Below are 16822 nucleotides of genomic sequence, written 5' to 3'. Positions count from 1 at the left end.
CACTAAAACAGGCGATTCTGCTTATGAAAATCACTTTCCTCGGCGCCACTGGCACCGTGACCGGCTCAAAATACCTGATCACCTGTGGCAGCAAGCGTGTGCTGATCGATTGCGGTCTGTTTCAGGGCTTAAAGCAATTACGGCTTAAAAACTGGGCCAGGCTGCCGATAGACCCTGCCAGTATTGATGCTGTCGTGCTGACCCATGCGCACATCGACCATACCGGCTATCTGCCCTTGCTGGTGAAAAATGGTTTCAATGGTCGCGTCTATTGCAGCAGTGCCACGCGCGATTTGTGCGAAATCATGCTGCCGGACTCGGCACACCTGCAGGAAGAAGAAGCCCGCTATGCCAATAAGCGTGGCTTTTCCAAACATAACCCCGCCTTGCCTTTGTACACTCAGGAGGATGCCGCCCGTGCGGTGGCCTTGCTGACACCAGTGGAATTTGAAGAAACAGTAGAAGTCGTGCCTGGGGTGACCATCAAGCTGTCACCCGCAGGTCATATTCTGGGTGCAAGCTTGGTGCTGCTTAAGGATAGCGCGACCTCCATTCTGTTTTCGGGCGACCTTGGGCGCTTGCATGATCCGCTGATGCTGCCACCGACGCCGGTGGCTGAGGCAGATTATCTGGTGGTGGAGTCGACCTACGGGGATAGATTGCATGATCAATCCACACCCGATGAGCGTCTGGCCGAGATCATTAACCGTACGGCGCGCCGTCGTGGCGTGCTGCTTGTCCCAGTGTTTGCGGTGGGTCGCGCACAAGAGTTGCTGTATTACATCCACAAACTGAAAAAGCAGGGCCTGATACCGGATATTCCTGTTTATCTGAACAGCCCGATGGCCGTGGATGCCACGGACATCTTCATGCGGCATGCAGGCGAACACAAACTCAATGCCGCAGAGTGCCGCGAGATCATGCGGACCGCACGCATGGTCAACAGCGTGGAAGAGTCGCAGGCGCTGAATGAAATCAACCATCCAGTGATCATCCTGGCCGCAAGCGGCATGGCCTCCGGTGGGCGCGTGGTTCACCATATCAAGGCTTTCGGGCCAGACCCGCGCAACACCATTCTGTTTGCCGGTTATCAGGCCGCTGGTACGCGCGGTGCGGCGATGATCAATGGCGCAAGTAGCGTCAAGATTCATGGCGGCTATGTGCCCATTAATGCCGAGGTGGAATTCATTTCAAGCTTTTCTGCACACGCGGATTACAATGAGATATTGCACTGGCTGGATAATTTTACGGCACAGCCGAAGCGTACCTTCATCACGCACGGCGAACCAATTGCGGCCGATGCCCTCAGACTTCGCATTGAGGAACGGCTTGCATGGAATGTGACTGTGCCTGAATATCTTGAGTCCGTGGATTTGTGATCCATAGCCACGACCCAAGCATGATGTAGTTGTATCGTTTATTTGTAACACCTGACCAAGGATAGGAAATGAGTAAAACAGCGTTATATGTTCGCCTGGAGGCAAAACCGGAAAAGGCGAAAGAGGTAGAAGAGTTCCTGAAAAATGCACTGCCTCTGGTGTTGGCCGAGAGCGAAACCATTACCTGGTATGCACTCAAGTTCACCGATACCGCATTCGGTATATTTGACAGCTTCAGCAGCGAGGATGGCCGCAATAGCCACCTGAAAGGCAAAGTGGCAGATGCCTTGTTTGCTGTCGCCGATGATCTGCTGGCGGAACAGCCGGTCATCATCCCGGTGGATTTGCTGGCATCCAAGATCGGTGCTGAAAGCGAAGTGGCGGGTGCCCAGAGCGTAAACACCAAGAAATACGGCCTGCGCTTTATCGACGGTTTGTAAGCTCCAAGCTTTGTAAGCTGCTTGCCCGAATGCGCTTGGTCGCTGCATGGTGAGCAAACTTCCTTCTGACTTTTAGCCATCCAGGATGGCTAAAATCGCATAGGTAATCATGGCCGGCTGCGGTTAAAATAGGCTTTCCATGATTACCCGGCCCCGTTTGCGCCTATTCATCCATGTCCCTGATTAAACTTCTGCCAGACCAGCTCATCAGCCAGATTGCGGCTGGCGAGGTGGTAGAACGTCCCGCTTCCGCCTTGAAAGAGCTGATGGAAAACAGCCTGGACGCCGGCAGCGCGGATATCGCCGTGACACTGGGGCAGGGCGGTGTGAAATTGCTGCGCGTGACGGATGATGGTAATGGTATTCCCCATGGCGATCTCACCCTCGCGCTGACACGGCATGCCACCAGCAAAATTGCCTCGTTGGATGATCTTGAAAGCGTTGCTAGCCTAGGCTTCCGTGGCGAGGCGCTGGCCAGTATTGCCTCGATTTCGCGCACCTCCATTACCAGTCGCCACGCTGAAGCCAGCCACGCCTGGCGTATTGCCGCCGATGGCGGCCTGCTGGGCGATGCGTCACCCGCGGCATTGGATCGCGGCACCATCGTGGAAGTGCAGGATATTTATTTCAACACGCCAGCGCGGCGTAAATTCCTGAAAACCGAGCAAACCGAATTCGGGCATTGTGAAGAAGCATTCCGCCGCATTGCCCTGTCGCGCCCCGATGTCGGCTTCATGTTGCAGCATAATGGCCGCGCCTTGATGCGACTCGCGCCAGGCGCGGCCAAGCGCAGATTCACCGAAGTGCTGGGGCCGGATTTTTCCGCCGAAGCGTTTGAACTGGATGAGTCTGCCGGTGGCTTGCGTCTCTGGGGCATGGCCGCCAAACCGACGTTTTCACGCAGTGCGCGCGATACGCAATATGTGTATGTCAACGGCCGCTTTGTGCGTGACAAGCTGATCAGCCACGCCATACGTCAGGCCTATCAGGACGTATTGCATCATGATCGCCACCCGGCCTTCGCCTTGTTCCTGGAGCTGGACCCTACGCTGGTGGATGTGAATGTGCATCCCAGCAAAACCGAGGTGCGTTTCCGCGAAGGGCAGGCCGTGCACCGGTTCATTTTCCATGCGCTGCACAAGGCGCTGGCGACCCCTGTTGGCTTGCCAGCCAATGGGCTGGTACCACCGCCTGTTGCCGCACCTGCCATCAGCTATTCTTCCGGCATCCCGGCTGGTCAGCCTTATCCGCGCCAGCAGGGCAGCTTTGATCTGCGCGCCAATGAAGCGCCGGGGTTTTATCAGACCTTGTTCGGGGGACTGCCTCGCGAGGCGGTTGATACGTCATCGCCATTGGTGTCCAGTGGCATCAACCAGCCAGACATGCAGGCTACCTTGGCGCCACCGCAAGCCTCTTCCGGCCTGAGTCCGGAGCAAGCTACGCAGGAGTACCCCCTGGGGTTTGCACTGGCGCAGCTGCATGGGGTTTATGTGCTCGCACAAAACGCCCTGGGCCTGATTGTGGTGGATATGCATGCCGCCCATGAGCGCATCATGTACGAGCGCCTGAAAAACGCGCTGGATGGCGATAGCGTTCCCATGCAACCATTGTTGCTGCCCGTCAGCTTCAATGCTGACCGCTTTGAAGTCGCCACGGTACAAGAGCAGCTGTCGACGCCAGAAGGCCAGCAAACCCTGCATCAGCTCGGGTTCGAAATTGTGCAATTATCACCATCGACCCTCGCGGTACGCGCCATTCCGGCCATGTTGCAGGATGCGGATGCGGTCGCACTGGCCCGCGATGTATTGCGCGACCTGCGCGAATACGGAGGCAGCCGCGTATTGACTGAACGCCGCAACGAGTTGCTGGCGACCATGGCCTGCCATGCCGCCGTGCGTGCCAACCGTATCCTCAGCATCCAGGAAATGAACGCCTTGCTGCGCGACATGGAAGCGACCGAACGTTCCGGCCAGTGCAATCATGGGCGCCCCACCTGGTTTCAGGCGACGATGGCCGACCTCGATAAAATGTTCATGCGTGGCAAGTAGCCAAGCCATGGTTTTTCTCTTGCTGGCTTGCGTGTTCTTCTTCATAAATGACGGCCGTCGCGGCCTATGTGTAGCCTCACCCGGTAAAGATCATCCCTCATGTTGAAAACGCATTACACCTACCCCCGTATTCTCTCCATTGCCGGCTCTGACAGCGGTGGTGGGGCGGGCATACAGGCCGACCTCAAGACCTTCTCCGCGCTGGGTTGCTATGGTATGACGGCGATTACAGCCTTGACCGCGCAAAATACCTGTGGGGTGCGCGCGATTCATGGCGTGCCGCAGGATATCCTGCGCGCGCAAATTGATGCGGTGGTGGAGGATATAGGCGTGGATGCGGTGAAGATCGGCATGCTGCATGCACCTGAAGTCGTCATCACCGTGGCGCAGGCGCTGGATGAGCATGGCTTGTCGCAGATAGTGCTGGATCCGGTCATGGCGGCGGCGAATGGCGCCCGGCTGATCAGCGATGAAGCCGTGCAAACCCTGGTGCGTGAGTTGTTTCCACGCGCCAGCGTGGTGACGCCCAATCTGGACGAGGCCGCCATGCTGCTGGGACGACCATTGCTGACGCAGGATGACATGCTGCAGGCTGCCGCCGATCTTTTGCAGCTGGGTGCACGCGCGGTGCTGGTGAAAGGTGGCCATATGCCGGGGCACGACGTGGTGGATATTTTTCAGGAGGAAGGTGGCGAGCCGCTGGTCATGCGCTCGCCCCGTATCGTCACCTTGAATCTGCACGGCGCCGGTTGCACGTTGTCATCGGCAATTGCCGCCTTTCTGGGCTTGGGCGAGAGCTTGCCGCAAGCGGTGATCGCGGCCAGAGATTACGTGATGCAGGCGATTGCGGCAGGAGCTGCGGTCAAGATGGGGCAAGGTACAGGGCCCATGAATCACGGATTCTCTCCTGTTGAAATGAAAATAAAATTAAATAAATAACAAAAAGTTAAGAATATTTGTTCATGTTGATTGTAATTAATGATCTGCCCCAGATTCCTGGCCACTATGCTCATGCATGCATGGGTAGTTTGGCATGAGTGAGCCGCTGACGCTTCCGCCAGCCATCTTTCTGATGGGGCCTACGGCGAGCGGTAAAACCGGTCTGGCCGTCGCCCTTGCTCAACAACTGCCAGTGGAACTGATCAGTGTGGATTCCGCGTTGGTCTATCAGGATATGGATATTGGCAGTGCCAAGCCGGATGCCGCTACTTTAAAGCTGGCCCCACACCATCTCCTGAATGTCATTTCCCCTTTGCAATCGTATTCCGCGGCGCATTTTCGCCATGATGCCTTGCAATTGATGGCCGACATCACGGCGCGTGGCCGCATACCGCTGCTGGTGGGTGGCACCATGTTGTATTTCAAGGCCTTGCAGGACGGGCTTAATAACCTGCCGCAAGCGGATGCCGATCTGAGGCAACGCCTGGATGAGGAGGCCGCCGTGTTGGGCTGGCCGGCCATGCATGCCCGCTTGGCAACCTTGGATCCGGAAACCGCTGCTCGATTAAAACCCACGGATTCGCAGCGCATACAGCGTGCCCTGGAAGTCTGCGAATTGAGTGGCGGTCCGATGTCCGCCTTGTTTGTCGACGATAACGGCAGCTCGTTTCCCTATCGCTTGCTCAAGCTGGCGCTGGTGCCGTCGGATCGGAGCGTGCTGCATGCGCGTATCGCCGAGCGCTTTGACCTGATGCTGCAACAAGGCCTGATCGCAGAAGTCGAACATCTGCGCCAGAAGTATCCAGCCTTGCATCTCGGGCTGCCATCCATGCGTTGCGTGGGGTATCGGCAGGTGTGGGAATTTCTGGATCAGCAGATCGACCATGCCACCATGCGTGAAAAGGGGATTGTGGCTACCCGGCAACTGGCCAAGCGCCAGCTGACGTGGTTACGTGGCATGCAGGATACGGTCGAGATGGATTGCCTGGCTTCTGATATTGAAGTCAAGGTACTTTCTGCAATAAATCAGTTCCTTGCAGAGGGAACCTGATCCCGAATATACGGAATCAGGTGAGGTGCTTGGGTACTAGCTGAGCGATTGTATGCGCTTGGCTGCGTCCAGGCACTCTTGCAAAGAGGCCACCAGCGCCATGCGGATGAAGCCCTTGCCGGGGTTGATGCCATGCGCCTCGCGCGCCAGGAAGCTGCCAGGCAGCACCGTGATATTAAGGTCACGATACAAGCGAATCGCGAGGTCAGTATCACTGCCGTCCGTCTTTGCCCATAAATAAAACGCGGCGTCTGGCCGCGAAGTTTCCATCGAACCTTGCAGCAACGGGGTGACCTGATCAAACTTTTCGGCGTACAGGCGCCGGTTTTCCTGCACATGTACTTCGTCATTCCAGGCGGCAACGCTGGCGGCCTGCACCGCAGGGCTCATGGCGCAGCCATGGTAGGTGCGATACAGCAGGAATTTCTCCAGGATAGTGGCATCGCCCGCCACAAAGCCTGAACGCATGCCTGGCACGTTGGAGCGCTTGGACAATGAGCTGAAAATCACCAGTCGGCTGAAATCCCGTCCCAGTAGATGGGCGGCCTGCAATGCACCCAGCGGCGCTTCGCCTTCGGTGAAATAGATTTCCGAGTAGCATTCGTCGGCCGCAATGGTAAAGCCATAGCGATCCGAGAGCATGAATGCCAGCTTCCATTGCTCCAGCGACATCACCTTGCCCGTTGGGTTGCCCGGCGAGCACAAATACAAGAGCTGGGTGCGCAGCCACACGCTTTCCGGCACACTTTCCAGATCCATGGCAAAGTCGTTTTCCGGCAGTGTATTAAGGAAATACGGTTCAGCGCCGGCCAAAAAGGCGGCCCCTTCATAAATCTGGTAAAACGGATTAGGGCAGACCACCACCGGCGCTGGCCGGCTGTTATCGATGACCGCCTGGGCAAAGGCAAACAAGGCTTCGCGGCTGCCATTGACTGGCACAATTTCCGTTTCTGGATTCATCAACGGGATGCCATAGCGACGGCTTAACCAGGCCGCAATGGCTTCGCGCAGGGCGGGTATACCCAGAGTTGTGGGATAATTGGCCAGCCCCGCCAGATTATCCACCAAGGCTTGCTGAATCAGCGCAGGCGTCGCGTGCTTGGGCTCGCCGATAGAAAGATTGACGGGGCTATAGTCTGGGTTGGGCTTGATGCCGGCAAACAGGTCGCGCAGTCGCTGAAAAGGGTAGGGCTGTAATTTATTCAGGTTTGGATTCATTCGTATATTTTAACGCAAGTCCGCCGGGCTTGGGCTGCGCCAGCAGCCCGAATGGCGGGTTAACTTCAAGAAAAGACGTTCTGTGGTATCGCAAAAAACAACACAAACCATCGCCAGCGCAGGCCTGCTGTTTGGCGCCCTCTGCTGGGGCGTGGTCTGGTATCCCTACCGGCTGATGCAGGAGGCCGGTGTCTCCGGCGTCGCCTCCAGTTTTTATACTTATACCCTGACGGTGTTTCTGGCGGCGCTCTTGTTCGGACGGCACTGGCGCGGGCTTTTCAAGCAGCCCGCCAGCATATTCTGGTTATGCCTGGTCGCTGGCTGGACTAATCTCAGCTATGTGCTGGCGGTCATTGATGGCGAAGTGATGAGGGTGATGCTGCTGTTTTATCTTTCGCCCTTGTGGACGCTGATTCTGGCGCATTTCTGGTTAAAGGAGCGGGTGGATGCCAAGCGCCTGGCGGTGATAGCGGTCTCGCTGACCGGTGCATTCATCATGCTCTGGCAGCCGGGAGAGTGGCCGCTGCCGAGCAGTCGCGCCGATTGGCTGGGACTGTCTTCGGGCATTGGTTTTGCGCTGACTAATGTCATCACGCGCAAGTCGGCGCATTTGAGCATTGTCGCCAAGTCGATGGCGGTATGGGTGGGGGTGATCGGCATGTGTCTGGTGTTTCTGCCGTTTCAGCCGCTGGCATTCCCGGCACCCGCAACATTCAGTCTCACCAGCTGGCTGATCATGGGCCTGATTTCGCTGTTGCTGATGGCGGCGACCCTGTTTGTGCAATATGGCATCACCCATATACCCGTTACCCGTGCGTCTGTTCTTTTCCTGTTTGAATTGGTCGTGGCGGCGGTGGCTTCGTATTACTGGGCTGGTGAAACCATGCAGTGGAACGAGTGGCTGGGTGGCGGGCTGATTATCCTCGCTGCGGTGGCTGCAGCCCGGGCGGAGGCGACATAGGGCGGCCATCGGGGCCAGGTGGCATGCTGAATCCATCGGGAGCGCCGACCTTGTCATCACTCAGGTCTAGCGCCACCGATATCCGTGCATGATAGCCATCCGCCTTTTCTATCGGCGACAACAGTAGCTGACTCCCATCCTTGCCGTAATGCATGTCGCGTGCATTACGCGTGTCACGTGGCTCGGGCTTTTTGTAAGGGGGATGCATGAAAACAGCATCGCTCAGCCGGTCATCAAAAAACAGTTGCGAAGTAAATTCGTAGATTCCCCCCGTGTTGGTCTGGGTACGTATCTTGAAATGGATATGTACCGCTCGCCCAGGATACCAACCGGGATAGATGGTTTTGAAGGTCACTCTGCCAGCCTGGTCTGACACTTGATACCCACGTAAAAACTTCTTACCCAGCGTATTCATGTCACTCACCCCTGAGTACACGCCTTGTGCGTCGCAATGCCAAATATCGACGGTGGCCCCTGCTAGCGGCCCGCAGCTGTGCTTTGCCAGGTTCAGCAGATCAATGGTCAATATCAGCGGTAAGCCAGGGCTGAAGAGATGCGTGACAGGGTCAAGACGGATATCACGGCGATTCAGCTGGTGATCGACAAAGTAGGGGCCTTCCGTGCGTTCTGGCTTGGCCAGGCATGTCGTATTGCTATTGGCACCAGCCCACATGGCGCGACACATCAATGGGGCGGTCAGCAGCATTGTCAGCAGCTTTCGGCGAAAACCGGAAAATGAATGGGCAGAGGACATGCGTGAAAAAACCAGATGGACAGAGCGCACCACTATAGCGCGCCTTGCCTGTTCTGGCGGTTATCTCACTGGCAAAAAAATGTAAAACTGGTGCGTGAGGTCAAGGCGCTTCAGATTCCTCTGCAAAGCGGATGCGCAAGGACAAATCATTGCGGGAATCGGCATTTGCCAGGGCATTTTCCTCGGTAATCCTGTCGTTGCTGTATAAGCGGAACAGCGACTGATCGAAAGTACACATGCCGATATCGTTGTTGTCGGCCATCACTTCCTTGATTTCTTCGAGCTTGGATTTCTGAATCAGTTCGGCAATGTAAGGGGTGTTGATCAATACTTCGATGGCGGCTGCACGTTTGGTGAGTTTGCCCGGGATCAGACGCTGGGAGACGATAGCGACCAGATTCATGGCGAGCCCCAGCAGCAGACCGGCTTTGCCCTCCGGCGGGAAGAACGAAATAATGCGCTCAATGGCCTGATTGGCATTGTTGGCATGCAAGGTAGCCAGACAAAGATGTCCGGTTTCAGAGTAGGCCATGGCGTGTTTCATGGTTTCCATGTCGCGGATTTCCCCAATCAGTATCACATCCGGGGCCTGTCGCATGGCGTTTTTCAGCCCATTGTCAAACGACAGCGTATCAATACCGATCTCGCGCTGATCCACGATGGATTTTTTGTGCTTGTGGATGAATTCGATGGGGTCTTCCAGCGTCAGGATATGGCCGGTAGCATTCTCATTGCGATGATCAATCATGGAAGCGAGCGTGGTGGATTTGCCGGACCCGGTAGAACCCACGACCAATACCAGCCCGCGTGGCTTCATGATCAGCTCTTTCAGGATAGGCGGCAGCCCGAGCGCTTCAAATGTGGGAATGAGTGCCTTGATGCAGCGGATGACGATGGCGACATCGCCGCGCTGGCGAAAGATATTGACGCGGAAGCGTGCATCCTCGATTTCATCTACGCTATAGGCAAAGTTCATTTCCAGCGTGGCTTCAAATTCCTTGATTTGCTCAGGTGACATGAGCGCATAGGCGACTTCCTTTACCATGCCTGGCGCCATTACTTGCGTGTTCACCGGCAGGGTTTTTCCCTCGATTTCGATATGGATAGGCGTACCGGTGCTGAAGAAAAGGTCAGATCCGTTTTTATCGACCATAAAGCGCAATACCGGCGTGATATCAATGGCTGCCATAGTCCTCCCCTGAGCATGTGATCGGCCTACTTTACCATAAGCCGAAGCCGCCGAAATTCGAGATGACAAAATGCAGTTGCGCGATAATGGTGCGCTATACTTCGGCATGCACGCGATGCTGGCAGAAATGCTGTCATGAATACCCTGAAACGGCGATTAATCAGGTGCCGGGGATGGCACAAGGCTTGCATTAACCAACCGGGAATTGACAACGACCTCATCTATGAAGCTTTATCTCAACACACACTATCTAACCCTGAACACTACCGGTGGCAAAGCCATTGCGTCCTTTGAATGTGCGGACGAAGCTGCCTTGCTGGCGCAGCTGGAAGCCATTACCCATGAGTACCCCGCCTCGGCGTTGGACGAGGCCCTGGTTTACCTGGCAGAAAGCGATAGCCCGGCAAACCTGGAAGCTGCCCTGGCAGACATCATGCCATTTCGCACCTTTTATGCCCGCCGGCGTTATCCCTGGTTGCTGGGCGATCTTGAGCAGCACGTGCAGATGCACTTTCAGCCCATCGTCGACTTCAGTCAGAATGGCAAGATTTTCGGCTATGAAGCCCTGTGCCGGCTGCGTGATCCGGATGGTCACCTGCTGAATGGTGAAGAGGCCTTTCAGCTGGCACGGCAGGTGCGCCGCACCATGGAACTGGATATTGTCTGCCAGCGTCTGGCACTGGCCGGCAAGGCCAATTCGATTGCCAAAGGCATCCCGGTATTCGTGAATGTCCTTCCGCAAACCATCATGCGTGACGACTGGTTGCCACCTTTGCTGGAAAATCTGACACGGCTCGGCATTGAGCAGCGCGATGTGGTAGTGGAGATCGTGGAAAGCGAAGATGTCTCGCCCGAACTTCTTGCCAAGTATTGCGACATTATCCGCACCCATGGCCTGCGTATTGCGCTCGATGACATGGGCTCAGGCTTCAATGGCCTGCGTGCGCTGGCGGCCGTGCGTGCTGACTTCATCAAAATTGATCGTGCCATCGTGCACGAGGCGCAGGGCAGCCGTGTACGTACGGTCCTGCTGGAAGCGATCATTTCCATGGCCCAGCGTCTGGGCTGCACCGTGGTGGCCGAAGGCCTGGAGCGGGTGGAGGACATTACTTATTGTCAGGATCTGGGGCTCACCTATGCCCAGGGCTATTACTTCGCCAAGCCGCAGCAAAAACCCGTCAGCACGGTGAATTCGCTGCCCACGCGCGATGAGTCGCACCGCTCGCACATCCCGGATGAATTCCGCATTACCGAATATGTCACGCGCGGCATGACCATGGACGTCAACACCCCGATAGACCAGGCCCGCAGGACCTTTCTTGAGTTTCCGGATGTGGCCATGGCCGTGGTGCTGGATGGGCAACGCCCGATTGGCCTGCTGAAGCGCGGCAAAGCCTTCAGTTATCGCAACCTGGCGCTCAGCAATTACTGTGACCCGCTGCCACGCATGGTGACCAACCGCATGCCGACCAGCATGCTGGCCCGCGGCTTATATCTGGAACGCGGGGAAGTGGAACCCTGGGTGATGGTGCACGAAGACGGCACCTACATCGGCATTTTGCAGCCGCTGGAAATTCTCTCGCAACTGATCAGTCGCAAGACCAGCACCGGCAGCCTGCACCCATTGAGCCAGCTGACGACGGGCCCGACCCTGCGTCAGTCGCTGGATGTCAGCCTGCGTAACAATCCGACCACCGAGCTGGTCTATATCGACCTTGACCACTTCAAGGCCTACAACGACCGCTACGGCTTTATCCGTGGCGATGCCATGATCCGCCTGCTGTCCGAAATCGTGCGCCAGGAATTCCAGGGCCGGGTTGGCATGCTGGTCGGCCACATCGGTGGCGATGACTTTGTGCTGATTCTGGATCATTACGATCCTGACTTGCCACAAACGCTGCTGTCGGTCATCCATCATTTCCAGACCCTGGCGATACATCTTTACGACGAAAGCGACTTGCAGCGCGGCTTCTTCACGACCGAAGACGGCAAGGAGCATCCGGTGGCGAGCGTGTCGATTGCCGTGGTCAATGGCAAGCAGGGACGTTTGTCCAACAGTGTGGCTGCCGCCGAGCGCGCGGCGACGTTGAAGAAAATCGGCAAGTCCAACATCGGCAGCATCATTGTGGTGGAAGACGAGCCACCACAGCTGATACTGCCGGAAACCGAGGATTATTCCGACTGGCAGGGCCGGGCGCTGGAAGCCTTGCGTTCGCTATTGGCATGGCACCGTAGCGAAGATGCCCACTGCCTGGATAGCTGCTTCTCCGAATATCCGTTCTTTGAGGTGGTGTTTGAGCTGGATGACAAGGGCGTGCAGCGCTATCCGAACTGGATCAACCCCAATATGTACGGCAAGATCAAGGCCGGTGGCGCCGGGGTGGACAGAAGCCCGCAAGCCTATGCCAACGTCGTGCTGCAAAGCCTCAAGCCGTATATCTCCAGCATTTACCTGTCGACCGCCACCGAGGATTTCTGCCTGACGGTATCGTTGCCCATGCTGGATGACAATGGCCGTTTGACCGGCATCCTGGTCGCCGACATCAGCATTGCCGCCATGGCCATGCTGAGCAGTACCTAGTCGTTAAGTCATATCTGAATAAAAGCCGGGCGGGCTCTTATACAGAGTCCGCCCGGCTTTTTTGCATCGTGAGGAATCGCTAGCGTTGCGCGCGCCAAATGTCCTGATATACCGCTTCCAGTTTCCGGGCAAACTGGCGGGTATCAAACAGCGGCAGGTCTGCCGAGGCTTGCTGCAAGCGTTCGCGCAATCCTTCCAGGGTTTCAGTGTCATGCCTCAGGCTGATCGCCATGGCTTCATAGGTCGTCATATCCGGCGCAATCAGTTCGGGCAGGTTTACCGCATGCAAAAGACTGCCCGCCACGCGCGAGGCAAAGGTATCGCCACTACAGGTCAGCACTGGCAGACACATCCAGAGGGCATCACTGGCGGTGGTATGCGCGTTGTAGGGCAGGGTATCCAGGAACAAATCGGCCAGCGCGTGACGGGCCAGATGGTCGGCCATGGCAACGCGCGGGGCAAACACCAGCCGTGCCGGGTCTACGCCCGCGGCCTTGGCAGCCTGCTGCAGGTTGCCGGTAGCGGTCGCATTGCTCTCCAGCAGCCACAGCACGCTGTCAGGCACCTGCTGCAAGATGCGCATCCAGCAGGCGAATACTGCCGGGGTGATCTTGAAGCTCTGGTTAAAGCAGCAATAAACGAAGGCCTCTTCCGGCAAGCCATAGTCAACGCGGGCCGGGGTTTTGCCGATAGGGCGGTTTCTGTCATTGGGCTGGTAGCTGCCCGGCAGCAACAGCAAGTGCTCGGCATAGTCCGGCTGGCTGGCAGCTGGGGTGATGTAGGCATCACTCAGCACATAGTCAAACAGCGGCGTGCCGTGCAGGCTGCCCATGGTGCCGGGGAAGCCCAGCCAGTTGATGCTGATGGGCGCAGGACGCAAAGCGACAATGCCCGTGCGGCTGCTTTGGGTAAAGCCGGTGAGGTCGACCAGAATATCAATGCCATCGGCATGCATGCGTCTGGCAGCGTCGACCAGCGACAGCGCGCGGATATCGACAAAGTGATCGACCGCATGCTGCAGACGTTGCCGCTCGGGACTACTGTCATCCACGCCATACGAATAAGCAAATACCTCCAGCTGATCGCGATCATGCAATTCCAGTAGTTCGGTAATCAATGCTGCCAGCGGATGACGGCGAAAATCGGCCGACAGATAAGCTATGCGAAGCTGCCGGCTTTCATGGCGGACATGGGTAAACGCCAGTTCCCTGGCCTGTGCTGCCAGACTGGCATAGCGATTCTCCAGCCAGCGGTCAGCACACAGGCGCTGCTCGGCGGCAGTGGTGCCGGGCATGGCCAGAAACGCAAACGGCGAAATCTGCGCAGTGGGCGCACTATGCAACCAACCCCGCACTTCGTCTATCTGCTGCTCCAGCCCTCGCCAGTCGGCCGCATGCTGCTGCTGGTGTATCAGGTGCACCCGGGCATGGTAGAGATCAGGCTTTAGCGCCAGCGCGCGCTGGTAGCAGGCCATCGCCTCTGGCAGCTGGCCCAGCTCGCGCAAGGCGTTACCCAGATTGTTATGGGCATCAGCATCGTCAGGAGACAGCGCGCTGGCTCGCTGGTAGCTGGCGGCGGCCTGCGCGGTTTTGCCCAGCTCGCGCCTGGCATTGCCCAGGTTGAAATGCAGGGCAGCATCGTTGGGCGCCAGCGTCAGCGCTTCTTCGTAACAGCGCTCGGCCTCGGCATAGCGTCCGGCATCCTGACAGGCATTGCCCCAAGCCAGCAGGCTATGGCCGAGGGCATCACGCACCTCGGCTTCAGCCGGATGCACGCGCAATACGCGGCGATAACAGGCGGCGGCATCTTCAAACTGCCCCAGTTCCTGATACAGGTTGCCCAAGTTGTTTTGCAGCACCAGATCCTTGGGCGTCAGCAACATGGCGCGCTCATAGCTTTTCAGGGCCTCTTGCCGTTTGCCAGCCGCCCGCAGGGTCAAGCCATGATTAATGAGCATATCGGCATTGCGTGGCTCCAGTGCAACTGCTTGAGCGATCAGCTCAGCCGCCTCGGCGGCGCGCTCGGTCTGGTAGCACAGGATGCCCAGCATATGCAGGCCATCGGCATGGCGCGGCGCATGTTGCAGCAATTGACGGTAGAGAAGCTCAGCCTGCTGAAAGCGGCCTTCACGATGGGCGCCGCTGGCCTGTTGGTAAAGTTGCGTGGGTGACATAAACCGATTTTACGAGGGATAGGCAGCGAGGCCAAGCACCAGGCGCTTAAGCCCCATGCTGCGCAGAAGAAAACGGTTGGGGTCCAGTGCCGCGAGGAGTTTGCTGTCGACCGGTGCAGGCTCGCCCGCAATCGCACTCGCCAGCATCTCGGCACACAGCGGGGCATTGATCAGCCCTTTGGAGCCATGGCCGGTATTGACATACAAGCCCGGCAGCCATGGCAAGTCCGCCGGGTTGGCCGTGTGGCGCGGTGGCTGGGCTTGCAAGGCTGCCGCATCGAGTACCGGGCCCGCCATGGGCAGGTAGTCCGGTGTGGCGGCACGAAACGCGGTGCGCCCCTCAAGTGCGTTGAGATCCAGTGATGGCAGGCTGGCATGCATGGCGGGCAGGGTGTGCGCCAGCATGGCAAGGTTGCTGGCATGGTCCTGCGCCTTGACGCCGGTATCGGCATCGTCAGCATCAAAGGTGGCACCCAGGCAGTGGCGACCTTGCACGGCGGGACTGATGTAGCCATCGCTACAGACGATAGTATTCAAGGGCAGCTCAGTTGCCGCGGCTGGTAACAAGGTAATCTGCCCACGTACGTTTTGCAGGGGAAGATGCGCGGTCAGACTGAAGTTCGCGCTATCAGTGGCAGCTGCAATCACTAGCACCGGAGCCTTCTCCAGCAAGCCATCCACGCCGATGACCTGCCATTCGTCGCCCTGGCGCTGGATGTTGAGCGCCTGGGTGGACAGGCGCTGATGGATGTTGGCATGGTTCACCAATGCGCGGCAGAAGGCCGGAGGATGCACCCAGCCGCCAGCGGGAAAATACAGGGCATCCTGCGCTACCGCCTGTCCGGCAAGCGCACTGGCTTCAGCACTGGAAAGCCAGTGCACGAGATCCGGCGGCAAATCACGCGCGGCTATCGCCAGACAGCGTTCGCGTTCGCGGGCGTCGTACGCCAGCTGCAGCAAACCGCAGCACGCATGGTCAGCTGCGCTCAGTTGCAATTGCTGTAACAGGCGCAAGCTATGTAAAAACCCATGCTGGGCCAGACGGCTCAGGAGGATGTCTTGCCCGGCCAGGCGCGGGTAAAGCACACCCAGTGGATTGCCGGAAGCGGCCTCGGCAATCTGCGGGTGACGTTCGATCAGCGTGACGTGCCAGCCGCGTTGAGCCAGGGCATGGCTAGTCGCACATCCCGCAATGCCGCCGCCAATGACAATCGCCTTGCCTGGTGCAGGTCGGGTGGGGCGTGCGGTCGCTGCATGATGTAGTTTGGCGGTGGCATGCTGCATCGTTGGTGCACTTGGGGAATTGCCAGCGCTTGGCTCGAGCGGCGTACCACCAAACTGCCCGGTAAGCATCTCGCGTTTACGGCCATGGCCGGGCACCTTGCGCACCACAAAGCCTGCTGCCTGCAAACCGCGTTTGACGATGCCTGCGCTGGTAAAGGTGGCAAAGGTGGTCCCGGCATGCGAGAGACGGGCCATCTGCGTAAACAGAGGCACCTGCCACATCTCCGGATTGCGCGACGGCGCAAAGCCATCAAGAAACCAGGCATCGACACAGGCTTGCAGGCTGTGCAATGTTTCTGCCACATCGCCAATCAGCACGGTCAGTATCACGCGGCCATTTGCCAGTGAAAGCCTGTGCATGCCAGGGGCCAGCCATTGATATTGGGCTAACAGCTCCGCGCTGTAGCGTGAAAACTCGGGCCAGCTGGCCCAGGCTTGCTCCATATCGCTGAGACTGAGCGGGTGTTTTTCGGTGCTGATGAAATGCAGACGGGCATCATGCGGGGCGGTTTCTTCCCATAGCTGCCAGGCGCACAGCAGATTGAGCCCGGTGCCAAAACCAGTCTCGGCGATGGTGAAATGGCGCGCCTGATATCCCTCATTTCCCTGCCCTGGCTGACCATGCATGGCCAGCCAGCGTTCACGCAACTGGTTGTGTTGCAGAAAGACATGGCGCGTTTCATCCGGCCCGCTCTCCCGCGAGAAATATACGTCCTGGTAAACCGTGGAGTAGGGCTCGCCATCGCGCCATTCAATCATGGGCGTTCCTGCGCGTAGAGTATCTGGCTTGGGCTTGCATGCTGAG

General features: G+C 57.7%; 12 protein-coding genes. 7 read left to right on the top strand and 5 right to left on the bottom strand.

Features of this window, described 5'->3' with window-relative positions; translation table 11 throughout:
• Nucleotides 1–23: 23 nt before the first annotated feature.
• The 5 genes from LG203_RS04150 to miaA all read left to right on the top strand — a co-directional run bounded on the left by LG203_RS04150 (nt 24) and on the right by miaA (nt 5857).
• Nucleotides 24–1379 carry an MBL fold metallo-hydrolase gene (locus LG203_RS04150; protein ID WP_230344617.1) on the top strand — a complete coding sequence of 452 codons (1356 nt, stop codon included), beginning with the start codon at nt 24–26 and terminating at the stop codon, nt 1377–1379.
• Nucleotides 1380–1447: 68 nt separating this feature from the next.
• Complete coding sequence (locus LG203_RS04145) at nt 1448–1819, top strand: putative quinol monooxygenase (RefSeq protein ID WP_013442147.1); 372 nt, start codon at nt 1448–1450, stop codon at nt 1817–1819.
• Between the two features lie 173 nt (nt 1820–1992).
• On the top strand, nt 1993–3867 hold the full coding sequence (gene mutL / locus LG203_RS04140) for a DNA mismatch repair endonuclease MutL (RefSeq protein ID WP_230344616.1): 1875 nt from the start codon (nt 1993–1995) through the stop codon (nt 3865–3867).
• Between the two features lie 99 nt (nt 3868–3966).
• Complete coding sequence (thiD, locus tag LG203_RS04135; protein WP_230344615.1) at nt 3967–4806, top strand: bifunctional hydroxymethylpyrimidine kinase/phosphomethylpyrimidine kinase; 840 nt, start codon at nt 3967–3969, stop codon at nt 4804–4806.
• 94 nt (nt 4807–4900) lie between these two features.
• Nucleotides 4901–5857: a tRNA (adenosine(37)-N6)-dimethylallyltransferase MiaA gene (miaA, locus tag LG203_RS04130; RefSeq protein WP_230344614.1), complete on the top strand. Its 957-nt coding sequence runs from the start codon at nt 4901–4903 to the stop codon at nt 5855–5857.
• 36 nt (nt 5858–5893) lie between these two features.
• On the opposite strand, the gene dapC is transcribed toward miaA, so the two are convergent.
• The gene (gene dapC, locus LG203_RS04125; protein WP_230344613.1) at nt 5894–7075 is read right to left on the bottom strand and encodes a succinyldiaminopimelate transaminase; all 1182 of its coding nucleotides are present in this window, start codon (nt 7073–7075) and stop codon (nt 5894–5896) included.
• Between the two features lie 82 nt (nt 7076–7157).
• Here dapC and LG203_RS04120 point away from each other — a divergent pair, with 82 nt between their 5' ends.
• Complete coding sequence (locus LG203_RS04120; RefSeq protein ID WP_230344612.1) at nt 7158–8036, top strand: DMT family transporter; 879 nt, start codon at nt 7158–7160, stop codon at nt 8034–8036.
• Here LG203_RS04120 and LG203_RS04115 read toward each other — a convergent pair.
• Both LG203_RS04115 and LG203_RS04110 read right to left on the bottom strand, forming a co-directional pair.
• On the bottom strand, nt 7993–8742 hold the full coding sequence (locus tag LG203_RS04115; protein WP_230344611.1) for an intradiol ring-cleavage dioxygenase: 750 nt from the start codon (nt 8740–8742) through the stop codon (nt 7993–7995). The two genes, LG203_RS04120 and LG203_RS04115, sit on opposite strands and share 44 nt — an antisense overlap.
• Before the next feature lie 148 nt (nt 8743–8890).
• A complete protein-coding gene (locus LG203_RS04110; RefSeq protein ID WP_230344610.1) occupies nt 8891–9979 on the bottom strand; it encodes a PilT/PilU family type 4a pilus ATPase in 1089 nt (362 codons plus the stop codon).
• Between the two features lie 223 nt (nt 9980–10202).
• Between LG203_RS04110 and LG203_RS04105 the strand changes: the two genes are divergently transcribed.
• Entirely contained in the window at nt 10203–12560 is a 2358-nt protein-coding gene (locus tag LG203_RS04105) for an EAL domain-containing protein (RefSeq protein WP_230344609.1), read from the top strand.
• 79 nt (nt 12561–12639) lie between these two features.
• On the opposite strand, the gene LG203_RS04100 is transcribed toward LG203_RS04105, so the two are convergent.
• Together LG203_RS04100 and mnmC are read right to left on the bottom strand one after the other, a co-directional pair.
• Nucleotides 12640–14733 carry an O-linked N-acetylglucosamine transferase, SPINDLY family protein gene (locus LG203_RS04100; protein ID WP_230344608.1) on the bottom strand — a complete coding sequence of 698 codons (2094 nt, stop codon included), beginning with the start codon at nt 14731–14733 and terminating at the stop codon, nt 12640–12642.
• A gap of 9 nt (nt 14734–14742) precedes the next feature.
• Nucleotides 14743–16776, bottom strand: coding sequence for a bifunctional tRNA (5-methylaminomethyl-2-thiouridine)(34)-methyltransferase MnmD/FAD-dependent 5-carboxymethylaminomethyl-2-thiouridine(34) oxidoreductase MnmC (gene mnmC / locus LG203_RS04095; protein ID WP_230344607.1), 2034 nt, complete (start codon nt 16774–16776; stop codon nt 14743–14745).
• Nucleotides 16777–16822: the final 46 nt, after the last annotated feature.

Source organism: Methylovorus mays, from assembly GCF_020531915.1.
Taxonomy (GTDB): Bacteria; Pseudomonadota; Gammaproteobacteria; order Burkholderiales; family Methylophilaceae; genus Methylovorus; species Methylovorus mays.
This window is presented reverse-complemented; position numbering and strand designations above follow the sequence as displayed.